At 71.7% G+C, this 11,662-nt stretch carries 11 protein-coding genes; 9 read left to right on the plus strand and 2 right to left on the minus strand.

What is annotated here, in order from left to right:
- Positions 1–62 precede the first annotated feature (62 nt).
- Genes PKE79_RS05870 through PKE79_RS05885 form a run of 4 tightly spaced genes read left to right on the plus strand, consistent with a single transcriptional unit; the run spans position 63 to position 4,354 of the window.
- The gene (locus PKE79_RS05870) at positions 63–1,190 is read left to right on the plus strand and encodes a Gfo/Idh/MocA family protein (RefSeq protein ID WP_271172862.1); all 1,128 of its coding nucleotides are present in this window, start codon (positions 63–65) and stop codon (positions 1,188–1,190) included.
- 5 nt (positions 1,191–1,195) lie between these two features.
- Positions 1,196–2,401 (plus strand): dihydrodipicolinate synthase family protein, encoded by a 1,206-nt coding sequence (locus PKE79_RS05875; protein ID WP_271172737.1) that lies wholly within the window; start codon positions 1,196–1,198, stop codon positions 2,399–2,401.
- Positions 2,398–3,264, plus strand: a complete 867-nt coding sequence (locus PKE79_RS05880; protein ID WP_271172738.1) for a sugar phosphate isomerase/epimerase family protein — start codon at positions 2,398–2,400, stop codon at positions 3,262–3,264. Before PKE79_RS05875 ends, PKE79_RS05880 begins: the two co-directional genes overlap by 4 nt.
- Before the next feature lie 58 nt (positions 3,265–3,322).
- Positions 3,323–4,354: a LacI family DNA-binding transcriptional regulator gene (locus tag PKE79_RS05885; RefSeq protein ID WP_271172739.1), complete on the plus strand. Its 1,032-nt coding sequence runs from the start codon at positions 3,323–3,325 to the stop codon at positions 4,352–4,354.
- 209 nt (positions 4,355–4,563) lie between these two features.
- Here PKE79_RS05885 and sigJ read toward each other — a convergent pair whose 3' ends face one another.
- Positions 4,564–5,502: an RNA polymerase sigma factor SigJ gene (gene sigJ / locus PKE79_RS05890; protein WP_271172740.1), complete on the minus strand. Its 939-nt coding sequence runs from the start codon at positions 5,500–5,502 to the stop codon at positions 4,564–4,566.
- A gap of 141 nt (positions 5,503–5,643) precedes the next feature.
- Between sigJ and PKE79_RS05895 the strand changes: the two genes are divergently transcribed.
- On the plus strand, positions 5,644–5,946 hold the full coding sequence (locus tag PKE79_RS05895) for an antibiotic biosynthesis monooxygenase (RefSeq protein ID WP_271172741.1): 303 nt from the start codon (positions 5,644–5,646) through the stop codon (positions 5,944–5,946).
- Positions 5,947–5,952: 6 nt separating this feature from the next.
- Positions 5,953–6,303, plus strand: coding sequence for a DoxX family protein (locus PKE79_RS05900; protein ID WP_271172742.1), 351 nt, complete (start codon positions 5,953–5,955; stop codon positions 6,301–6,303).
- A 9-nt stretch (positions 6,304–6,312) separates the two neighbouring features.
- On the opposite strand, the gene PKE79_RS05905 is transcribed toward PKE79_RS05900, so the two are convergent.
- On the minus strand, positions 6,313–7,290 hold the full coding sequence (locus PKE79_RS05905) for a LacI family DNA-binding transcriptional regulator (protein WP_271172743.1): 978 nt from the start codon (positions 7,288–7,290) through the stop codon (positions 6,313–6,315).
- Positions 7,291–7,462: 172 nt separating this feature from the next.
- Here PKE79_RS05905 and rhaI point away from each other — a divergent pair, with 172 nt between their 5' ends.
- The 3 genes from rhaI to PKE79_RS05920 all read left to right on the plus strand — a co-directional run bounded on the left by rhaI (position 7,463) and on the right by PKE79_RS05920 (position 11,599).
- Positions 7,463–8,641 (plus strand): L-rhamnose isomerase, encoded by a 1,179-nt coding sequence (gene rhaI / locus PKE79_RS05910; RefSeq protein WP_271172744.1) that lies wholly within the window; start codon positions 7,463–7,465, stop codon positions 8,639–8,641.
- Between the two features lie 33 nt (positions 8,642–8,674).
- Positions 8,675–9,442, plus strand: coding sequence for a DeoR/GlpR family DNA-binding transcription regulator (locus PKE79_RS05915; RefSeq protein WP_271172745.1), 768 nt, complete (start codon positions 8,675–8,677; stop codon positions 9,440–9,442).
- Between the two features lie 120 nt (positions 9,443–9,562).
- On the plus strand, positions 9,563–11,599 hold the full coding sequence (locus tag PKE79_RS05920) for a bifunctional aldolase/short-chain dehydrogenase (protein ID WP_271172746.1): 2,037 nt from the start codon (positions 9,563–9,565) through the stop codon (positions 11,597–11,599).
- Positions 11,600–11,662: the final 63 nt, after the last annotated feature.

Here is an 11,662-nt window from a genome sequence, read left to right on the forward strand (position 1 = left end):
TGAGAGCAAGGAAGCACATCGTGACCACCGCCACCCCCGCCGTCCGCGAGATCGGCATCATCATGAACGGCGTCTCCGGGCGCATGGGCTACCGTCAGCACCTCGTGCGCTCGATCCTCGCGATCCGCGACGCGGGCGGCGTCGAGCTGCCCGACGGCTCGAAGGTGACGGTCCGCCCGCTCCTCGTCGGCCGCAGCGAGGCGAAGCTCGCCGAGATCGCCGCCCAGCACGGCATCGAGGACTACACGACCGACCTCGACGCGGCGCTCGCCGACCCGACCTGGGAGATCTACGCCGACTTCCTCGTGACGAAGGCCCGCGCGACGGCGCTGCGCAAGGCGATCGCGGCCGGCAAGGCCATCTACACCGAGAAGCCCACCGCGGAGTCGGTCGAGGAGGCCGTCGAGCTCGCCCGCCTCGCGAAGGAGGCCGGCGTCAAGACCGGCGTCGTGCACGACAAGCTCTACCTCCCTGGCCTCCAGAAGCTCAAGCGCCTCATCGACTCGGGCTTCTTCGGCCGCATCCTCTCGGTCCGCGGCGAGTTCGGCTACTGGGTCTTCGAGGGCGACTGGCAGCCGGCCCAGCGCCCCAGCTGGAACTACCGCGCCGAGGACGGCGGCGGCATCATCGTCGACATGTTCCCGCACTGGAACTACGTGCTCGAGAACCTCTTCGGCGAGGTGAAGAGCGTCTACTCGCACGCGTCGATCCACATCGCCGACCGCTGGGACGAGAAGGGCGAGCACTACGATGCGACCGCCGAGGACGCCGCGTACGGCATCTTCGAGCTCGACGGCGGCGTGATCGCGCAGATCAACTCCAGCTGGACCACGCGCGTCAACCGCGACGAGCTCGTCGAGTTCCACGTCGACGGCACGCACGGCTCGGCGGTCGTCGGCCTCTTCGGCGCGAAGATCCAGCCCCGCAACGCCACGCCGAAGCCCGTGTGGAACCCCGACCTCGAGGACACGCACGACTACGACGCCGATTGGCAGAAGGTCCCGACGAACGACGTCTTCCTCAACGGCTTCCGCCAGCAGTGGGAGGAGTACCTCACGTCGTACGCGCTCGGCACCGACTACGCGTTCGACCTGCTCGCGGGCGCGCGCGGCGTGCAGCTGGCCGAGGCCGGTCTCGAGTCGAGCCGCACGGGCGCCAAGGTCGTCCTGCCCGAGCTGACCCTGGAGTGAGTCGGATGACGGAGCACTTCACCCTCGTCGCCGCCGACGGCGGCCTGAGCCGCGTCGCGCTCAACGACGCGGGCGTCTACACGAAGCCGCAGAAGGCGCTGCGCAGCCGCGTCGCCTACGCGGCCGCGCACGTCGTGCCGGTCGTCTGGGGCGACAACACCCCCGGTCAGCCCGCCCAGATCGACTGGGACGCGACGCTCGGCTTCCGCCGCGCCGTGTACTCGTGGGGTCTCGGGGTCGCCGACGCCATGGACACCGCCCAGCGCAACATGGGTCTCGACGCGACGGCCGTGCGCGAGCTGATCAGCCGCAGCGCCGAGGTGGCGCGCGAGGAGGGCGGCTCGGTCGTCGTCGGCGTCAACACGGATCACGTCGAGGAGCACACGATCTCGCTCGACGCCGTGATCGACGCCTACAAGGAGCAGCTGCACTTCACGGAGGAGCAGGGCGCCGGCCCCGTGCTCATGGCGTCGCGCCACCTCGCGCGCGTCGCGACAAGCGCGACCGACTACCTGCGCGTCTACGGCGCCGTCCTGCAGGCCGCGACGACCCCGGTCGTCCTGCACTGGCTCGGAACGGCGTTCGACCCCGAGCTGGCCGGCTACTTCGGCGCCGACGACTGGGAGACCGCGTCGAACACGCTCGTGCGCATCATCGAGGAGAACCCCGGCAAGGTGTCGGGCGTCAAGATGAGCCTCCTGAACGCCGAGTCCGAGGTGGCCGTGCGCGAGCGCCTGCCCGAGGGCGTGCGCATGTACACGGGCGACGACTTCAACTACGTCGGGCTCATCGGCGGCGCCGACGTCCCCGCGGCGACCCAGCCGGCGGCGACCCCGGGAGCGACGCGGACCCACTCCGATGCCCTGCTCGGCGCATTCGCGGCGATCACCCCGGTCGCCTCCGCGGCCATCCAGGCGCTCGACGCGGGCGACCCCGACGAGTACCTGCGCATCCTCGGCCCCACCGAGGAGCTCAGCCGCCAGGTCTTCGCCGCGCCGACGTACTTCTACAAGACGGGCGTCGCGTTCCTGTCGTGGCTGAACGGCCATCAGTCCGCGTTCCAGATGGTCGGAGGCCTCCACTCGGCCCGCAGCATCCCCCATCTCTCCCGCATCGTCGAGCTCGCGAACGCCGCGAACGCCCTCGAGGACCCCTCGCTCGCGGCCGCACGGTGGAGCGACTACCTGCGTCTGAACGGAGTCGGAGCATGAGCGTCCCGCACCCGCGCCTGTCGATCAACCAGGCGACGATCAAGTACACGACGGTCGCCGAGGCCGTCCGGGTCGTGCAGGACGCCGGCATCGGCGCGATCGGCCTGTGGCGCGAGCAGGTGCAGGAGGCGGGTCTCGACGAGTCGGCGCGCATCATCGCCGACTCCGGCCTGCGCTACTCCACGCATTGCCGCGGCGGATGGTTCACCGTCGAGGAGGGCCCCGCACGCCGCACGGCGATCGACGACAACCGCCGCGCGATCGAGGAGACCGCGACGCTCGCCGCCGCAGGCGCCGAGGGCTCGCGCGCCGTGCTCGTCCTCGTCGTCGGCGGACTGCCGGAGGGGTCGCGCGACCTCGTCGGCGCCCGCGAGCGGGTCCGCGACGCGGTCGCCGAGCTCGCGCCCGATGCGCGTGCCGCGGGCGTGACGCTCGCCCTCGAGCCGCTGCATCCGATGTACGCGTCGGACCGGTCGGTGCTCTCGACGCTCCCCCAGGCGCTCGACATCGCCGCGGACTTCGACCCGTCCGTCGTCGGCGTCACGGTGGACACGTTCCACATCTGGTGGGACCCGGATGTGCTCGCGCACATCGAGCGCGCGGGTCGCGAGGGCCGCATCGCGACCTACCAGGTGTGCGACTGGAAGACGCCGCTCGAGGCCGACAACCTCCTGTCGCGCCACTACCCGGGCGACGGCATGATCGACTTCGGCCCGATGACCCGCGCCGTCGAGGCGACCGGGTACGACGGCGACATCGAGGTAGAGCTGCTCAACCAGTCCATCTGGGACACCGCGCCGGCCGAGGCCGTGCGCCGCACGATCGCGGGCTTCGACTCCGCGGTCGCCCCACACCTCGTGTGACCCGCGGGAGGGTGCGCCGCGCGCACCCTCCCGCCCCCTCCGGCGATAGGCTCAGCGGATGACCGACACCACGGTGCGCACCGGCGGAGCGCCCACGCTCCATGACGTCGCGCGCGAGGCCGGCGTCTCCCTCGCCACGGCGTCGCGCGTGCTCAACGGCTCCACCCGCAAGGTGGCCGAGGCCTATCGCGAGCGCGTGCAGGCCGCAGCGGACCGCCTCGGCTACACCGCGAACCTCTCCGCGCAGGCGATCGCCCGCGGGACGTCGGCGACGGTGGCCCTGCTCGTCGCCGACATCGCGGACCCCTACTTCGGCCAGATCGCCTCGGGCGTCGCGCATGCGGCCGACGAGGCCGGCCTCATCGTCACGATCGCGATGACCGAGCGCGACCCGCAGCGCGAGGTCGCCCTCGTGCGGGCGCTGCGCGGCCAGCGGCCCCGCGGCATCGTGCTCGCGGCGTCACGCGACACGGCGAGCGACGCCGACGCGCTCACCGCCGAGATCGCCTCCGTCCAGTCGACCGGCGGACGCGTCGTCACGCTCGGCGCCGCCCTTCCCGGAACGCGCGTCGTCGCGTACGAGAACGAGGCCGGCGCCCGCGCGCTCGCGGGGAAGCTCACCGCCCTCGGATATCGCGACGCCGTCGTGCTCGCCGGCCCTGAGGGCCTGCGCACCTCGGACGACCGTCTCGCCGGCTTCACCGCCGGCTTCGCGGATGGCGGCGGCGCGACGCCGCGGATCGTCCGCGGCCAGATCTCGCGCGATGCCGGCTACGAGGCGACCGCGCGCCTCCTCGAGGAGGGCCTCGGGCCCGGGACGCTGCTCTTCGGGATCAGCGACGTCGTCGCGATCGGCGCGATCTCGGCCATCCGCGATGCCGGGCGCGCGCCCGGCTCGGATATCGCCGTCGCGGGTTTCGACGACATCGCCACGGGACGCGATGTGACGCCCGGTCTCACGACGGTGCACCTTCCCCTGGAGGAGCTCGGCGCCCAGGCGCTCCGCGCCGCCGTCGAGGACGACTGGACGCCGCCCGCGCCAGTGTCGCTCGAGGTGCTCGTCCGCGACAGCACGCCTCCGCGCCAGTGACCCGGCGGCCTCGTGGGGCAGACGACGCGACTCCGGGCCATCCTGGGATCCCGTGTCTCAGTTCTCGCCGGAATGGCCGCCGGATACCCACGTCAGGTGAGACACGGACACCCACCCCGGCCACCCGTGTCTCACCACGCGCCGAAAACGCCCGCGCATAACCACGTCAGGCGAGACACGGACTCCCACCCCGGCCACCCGATGTCTCACTACACGCCGAAACCGCCCCCGGATAACCCACGCACCCGAGACACTGACACGTCGCGCCACGCGCCTAGCTTGTCGGGATTGCGCACGACCCACAGCGCGCGGATGCCGTGCTCGGCGACCTCGACACTCACCGTCGCGAGCACGGCGCCCGCCGCATCGAGCGCGACGAGCCCCGGCGTCCCATTCACGAGCATCTCCCGGACGACCAGGTCGGGCTGCCGTTCCCGGACACCCGCGAAGAACCGCGCGATCGCCTCTGCTCCGACGATCGGCTCGCGGGCCGCGCTCACGCGCCCGCCCCCGTCCACCGTCGCGACGGCCGTGGCCTCCAGCTGTTCCACGAGACCCGCGACGTCGCCGGTCTCCCACGCGACCTTGAACGCCGCGACCGATCGGGCGAGCTCGCCGCGGGTCACGCGAGCCCGGCCCTCCGTCCGCACCCGGCGCCGAGCCTGAGAGGCGAGCTCCCGGCAGGCGCCGGCGCTGCGGCCCATGACCTCCGAGATTTCCGCGAAGCTGAACCCGAAGACGTCGTGCAGCACGAACGCGACGCGCTGCGGCGCGGTCAGGCGCTCGAGCAGCACGAGCACCGCCATGCTGAGCGTCTCCTCGGCCGCGACCGCGTCGAGCGGGTCGGGCGAGAGGCCGAGCACGGCCGCGTCGGGCACGGGCTCGGGCAGCCACGGGCCCACGTAGCTCTCGCGCTTCACACGCGCCGACTTCAGGACATCGAGGCAGACGCGGCTGACGGCCGTCGTGAGCCACGCAGCGCGATTGCCGATCGCCTCGCGTCCCTCCGCCGACAGGGCGTACCAGCGCGCAAGCCCCTCCTGCACGGCGTCCTCGGCTTCGGACACCGAGCCCAGGAGCCGGTATGCGACTCCCATGAGGTGACGGCGCACCCCCGCGTCGACGGCCGGGTCGGGTCTCGCGCTCATCTCGCCCACTCTCATCCGACGAATCTCGCCGCACGGATGTCAGGGGCGGTGATCCGGGTGGGTCCAGGCTGACACATCCCGCGCCCGCCTCGTCAGTCCTTCCGAAGGCGGCGAGCGCGCCGCCCCGACCGAGGAGAGACCATGGAACCGCAGCAGGCTGTCTTCATCAACGTGTTCGCCGTCGAGCCCGACCGCCAGGGCGAGCTCGTCGCCCTTCTGACCGAGGGAGGAGAGCAGGTCATCCGGCACCGCCCGGGCTTCACGAGCCTCTCGATCTACGCGTCGCGAGACGGGCGGAGCGTCGTGGGAGTCGCCGGATGGGAGCGCGCGGAGGACGCGGCCGCCACCCAGGCCGCCCCGGATGCCGCCTCCTACGCCACGCGCGCCGCGGCCGTGGGGACGCCTGCTCCGGGTCTCTACACCCTCGCCGCCGAGATCCGCTGAGCCGCCATGCTCGTCGCGACCTTCATCGTCCTCTGCGTCACAGCAGCCGCGAATGCCGCCATCGCGATCGCGGATGTCCTGCGCGCGGAGTTCGTGCTGGCGAACTCGGCGGAGGTGGGCGTTCCGCAGCGGTGGCTGCCCGCGCTCGCCGCACTCAAGGCCGCGGGCGCGGCCGGGATCCTCCTCTGGTTCACCCACGTGCCTGTCATCCCGGTTCTCGCGGGTGTCGGCCTCGTCTTCTTCTACCTCGCGGCGATCGCCGTGCATGTGCGCACGGGGGTGCTCCACAACCTCGCCTTCCCGGGCGCGTACCTCGCGCTCGCCGTCGCGTCGCTGTGGCTGATCCTCGCGGCGTGACCGCCCGGGCTATGCCGTCGCGCGGACGACGACCTGCGGCTCGAAGCGCACGTGCTCCCCGGGCGACTGCGCGAGCAGCTCGATCGCCGTCGCGCCGAGCAGCTCGGCGGGCTGGCGCACCGACGTGAGCGGCACGACCGTCGACGCGGCGAAGTCGATGTCGTCGTACCCCACGAGCGCGACGTCGTCGGGCACCCGCACGCCGCCCGTCATCGTGAGCGCCTGCAGCAGGCCGACCGCGACGAGGTCGTTCGCGGCGAAGATCCCGTCCGGTCGCCTGCCGGTCGGGCGGCGCAGCAGCGCCTCCCCCGCTGCGCGGCCGTGCCGCACCGTGAGGTCGTCGATCTCGACGCGCTCGAGCGCGGCACCCGCAGCGGATGCCGCGGCGCGCGCCCCCTCGAAGCGGTCGCGCACCTGACGGAGCCCGCTCGGGCCGCCGACGAACGCGATCCGCGTGCATCCGCGCGCCAGCAGGTGCTCTGTCGCGAGCCGCCCGCCCTTCCGGTCGTCCACGGAGACGGTCGACAGACCATCCGAGTCGCCCTCGTGATCGACGAGAACGACCGGCACGCCGCGCTCCGCGAGGCGCTCGAAGTGCTCGAGGTCGCCGGTCAGCGGCGTCGCGATGACCCCGCTCGCGCGCTGCTCGGCGAACAGGTCGACGAGCCGGCGCTCGCGCTCGCCGTCCCGCGCGCTGTCGGACACGAGCACCGACAGGCCGTCCTGCTCCGCACGCGCGTCGGCACCGCGGGCGACATCGGCGTAGAAGGGGTTGCGCATGTCGAGCACGATGAGCCCGACGCTGCGGCTGCGGCCCGCGCGCAGCTGCCGCGCGGCGTCGTTGCGCACGTATCCGAGATCGCGGATGGCGCGGCGCACGCGCTCGACGGTCTCCGGGGCGACCCGTTCGGGATGGTTGAGGGCGTTGGACACCGTGCCGGCCGAGACGCCGGCTGCCGCGGCGACATCCTTCACGTTGACGGTCATCCGCCACCTCCCCGATCATCGTATCCGGGAGGCGTCGGATGGCCCGGTCGCGACGGACGTCGTCCGCATCGGATGACTGCCGTGACGGCCGCGCCGGTTGACCTCGCGCCGGCGCTGTGCCATCATGAACACGACGATCGATTGAATCGTTTTAAAGCGAAAGGCACTGTCGATGACGACCCCCTCCTCCGTCCTGAGCGACGAGATCCTCGGCCAGCTCGAGAAGCAGGCGATCGAGCTCCCGTCCTGGGCGTTCGGCAACTCCGGCACCCGCTTCAAGGTCTTCGCGACCGCCGGCACGCCGCGCGACCCGTTCGAGAAGATCTCCGACGCCGCGCAGGTGAACAGGCTCACCGCGCTCGCGCCATCCGTCGCCCTGCACATCCCGTGGGACCTCGTCGACAGCTTCGACGACCTGCGCAAGCACGCCGAGGACAACGGCGTCGCGCTCGGCACGATCAACTCGAACACCTTCCAGGACGACGACTACAAGTTCGGCGCGCTCACGCACGAGGACGCGGCGATCCGCCAGAAGGCGATCGACCACCACTTCGCGTGCATCGACGTCATGAACGCGACCGGCTCGCGCGACCTCAAGATCTGGCTCGCCGAGGGATCGAACTACCCCGGCCAGGCCGACATGCGCGGCCGACAGGACCGCCTGAACGACTCGCTCCAGAAGATCTACGAGCGCCTCTCGGGCGAGCAGCGCCTCGTGCTCGAGTACAAGTTCTTCGAGCCCGCGTTCTACCACACCGATGTGCCCGACTGGGGCACGTCGTACGCGCAGGTGGCCACGCTCGGCGAGCGCGCGATGGTGTGCCTCGACACGGGACACCACGCGCCGGGCACGAACATCGAGTTCATCGTCATGCAGCTGCTTCGCCTCGGCAAGCTCGGCTCGTTCGACTTCAACTCGCGGTTCTACGCCGACGACGACCTCATCGTGGGCGCCGCCGACCCGTTCCAGCTCTTCCGCATCCTCTTCGAGGTCATCCGCGGCGGCGGCTACGCGAACCCCGACGTCGCGTTCATGCTCGACCAGTGCCACAACGTCGAGAACAAGATCCTCGGCCAGATCCGCTCGGTGCTGAACGTCCAGGAGATGACGGCCCGTGCGCTGCTCGTCGACCAGGACGCGCTCCGTGCCGCGCAGGTCTCGGGAGACGTGCTCGCCGCGAACGCGGTGTTCATGGACGCGTTCTACACCGACGTGCGTCCGGCCCTCGCGCAGTGGCGCGAGTCGCGCGGCCTGCCCGCCGACCCCATGGCCGCCTACCTCGCCTCCGGCTACCAGGAGCGGATCGAGGCCGAGCGCGTCGGCGGCGTGCAGGCGGGCTGGGGCGCGTAAGCGGCCTCGCCCTCCGGAGATAGCATCGGCGATATGGCCACCACCGGGACCGTCGACGCCGAGGCGCGCCGCGCGCGCATCCTGGACCTCCTCTCGAAGAGCGGACGGGTCCGGATCGACGAGGCGGCCTCGGCGCTCGACGTCTCGGCGATGACCGTGCGCCGCGACCTCGCCGACCTCGAGGCGGAGGGGATGCTGCGGCGCGTCCGCGGCGGCGCCGTCGCATCCGCTCGGCCGCGCTCATTCACCGAGCGGATGGCCACGGGCGCGGAGGCGAAGCTCGCCATCGCACGCAAGGTGCAGCACCTCCTCCCCCTCGACGGCGCGATCGCGGCCGACGCATCGTCGACGGTCGGGGTGCTCCTCTCGCAGCTCCCCGACGACACCGCGCGCGAGCTCCTCGTCGCGACCAACTCGCACGAGAACTTCCAGGTCGCCCGGCGCGCACCGGGCGCCACCGCGATCCTCGTGGGCGGCGAGGCCGAGCCGCGCACGGACAGCTTCGTCGGCCCGATCGCGTGCGCCGCCGCCCGGAGCCTGCACTACCGGCGCTTCTTCACGTCGGCGTCGGCGGTCGAGCCCGAGCGCGGAGCGTTCGAGGTGACGATGGCCGAGGCGCAGGTGAAGGCGGCCTTCGCGGACTCGGCGGACGAGACCATCCTCCTCGCCGACAGCGCGAAGCTGGGGCAGACCGCCCTGGCGCTCGGCCTCCCGTGGCAGCGCATCTCGCTCCTCGTGACCGAGCTCGACCCCCACGACCCCGCACTCGCCCCCTATCGCGAGCTGGTCGCCATCCTCTGACCGGCCGCACGGCCGATTCCGCGGACGACCATTGCCTCGCGTGTTACTTCGTGAGATAATTCACAACAGAGCACACGACGCGGTGCCTCCGACGCGTCCGACATCCCTCGAAGGATCCTCATGACGAACCCCACTGTCGCTGACCTCATCGCCCGGTCGAACCGGCTGGGCGCCGACCCGAAGAACACGAACTACGCCGGCGGCAACACGTCGGCCAAGGGCACGGACACCGACCCGGTGACCGGAGAGCCCGTCGAGCTGCTCTGGGTGAAGGGCTCGGGCGGCGACCTGGGCACGCTCACCGAGAAGGGCCTCGCCGCGCTCCGCCTCGACCGCATGCGCGCGCTCGTCGACGTCTACCCCGGCATCGAGCGCGAGGACGAGATGGTCGCGGCGTTCGACTACTGCCTGCACGGCAAGGGGGGTGCGGCGCCGTCGATCGACACGGCGATGCACGGCCTCGTCGACGCCGCGCACGTCGACCACCTGCACCCCGACAGCGGCATCGCGATCGCGACCGCGGCGGATGGCGAGGAGCTGACCGCGCGGATCTTCGGCGACAAGGTGGTTTGGGTCCCGTGGCGCCGCCCCGGCTTCCAGCTCGGCCTCGACATCGCGGAGATCAAGAAGGCCAATCCGCAGGCGGTCGGGACGATCCTCGGCGGTCACGGCATCACGGCGTGGGGCGACACGAGCGAGGAGAGCGAGCGCAACTCGCTCTGGATCATCGAGACCGCGCAGAAGTACATCGACGAGAACGGCAAGGCCGACCCGTTCGGCGGCGTCCGCCCGGGCTTCGAGGCCCTCCCCGAGGCCGAGCGCCGCGCGAAGGCCGCCGCGCTCGCCGCGACGATCCGCGGCCTCGCGTCCACCGACAAGCCGATGGTCGGCCACTTCACCGACTCGGACACGGTGCTCGACTTCCTCGCCTCCGAGAAGGCGCCCGCGCTCGCCGAGCTCGGCACGAGCTGCCCCGACCACTTCCTCCGCACCAAGGTCAAGCCGCTGCTGCTCGACCTGCCCGCGACCGCGTCGGTCGAGGAGTCGATCGCGCGCCTGAAGGAGCTGCACGAGCAGTACCGCGCCGACTACACGGCGTACTACGAGGCGCACGCGACCGCGGACAGCCCGGCCATCCGCGGCGCCGACCCGCTCATCGTGCTCGTCCCCGGCGTCGGCATGTTCTCGTACGGCGCGAACAAGCAGACCGCGCGCGTCGCGGGCGAGTTCTACGTCAACGCGATCAACGTCATGCGCGGCGCAGAGGCCCTCTCGACGTACACGCCGATCTCCGACGCGGAGAAGTTCCGCATCGAGTACTGGGCGCTCGAGGAGGCCAAGCTCCAGCGCATGCCGAAGCCCAAGACCCACCAGGGTCGCATCGCGTTCGTCACGGGCGCCGCATCGGGCATCGGCAAGGCCATCGCGAAGCGCCTCGCCACCGAGGGCGCGTGCGTCGTCGTCGCCGACCTCGACCTCGAGAAGGCGCAGGCGGCGGCCGCCGAGCTCGGCAACTCGGACGTCGCGATCGGCGTCGCGGCGAACGTCGCCGACGCGGAGGGTGTCCAGGCCGCGATCGACGCCACGCTGCTCGCGTTCGGCGGCATCGACCTCGTCGTCAACAACGCCGGCCTGTCGCTGTCGAAGCCGCTGCTCGAGACGACCGAGAAGGACTGGGACCTCCAGCACGACGTCATGGCGAAGGGCTCGTTCCTCGTCTCGAAGGCGGCAGCCAAGGCGCTCATCGAACAGGGCATGGGCGGCGACGTGATCTACATCTCGTCGAAGAACTCGGTCTTCGCGGGCCCGAACAACATCGCCTACTCGGCGACCAAGGCCGACCAGGCGCACCAGGTGCGTCTGCTGGCGGTGGAGCTCGGCGAGCACGGCGTCCGCGTGAACGGCATCAACCCCGACGGCGTCGTGCGCGGCTCGGGCATCTTCGCCGCCGGCTGGGGCGCCAACCGCGCCGCCACCTACGGTGTGAAGGAAGAGGACCTCGGCCAGTTCTACGCGAACCGGACCATCCTCAAGCGCGAGGTCGTCCCCGAGAACGTGGCGGACGCGGTCTACGTGCTCACGGGCCCCGAGCTCAGCCGCACCACGGGTCTCCACATCCCCGTCGACTCGGGCGTCGCAGCCGCCTTCCTGCGCTGACCCGTCCAGGAGCCCGGCGCGCGCGACCGCACACGCGCGCGCCGGGCTCCTCCCCCGCCATCC

It is taken from the genome of Microbacterium barkeri (assembly GCF_027921765.1).
GTDB lineage: Bacteria > Actinomycetota > Actinomycetes > Actinomycetales > Microbacteriaceae > Microbacterium > Microbacterium barkeri.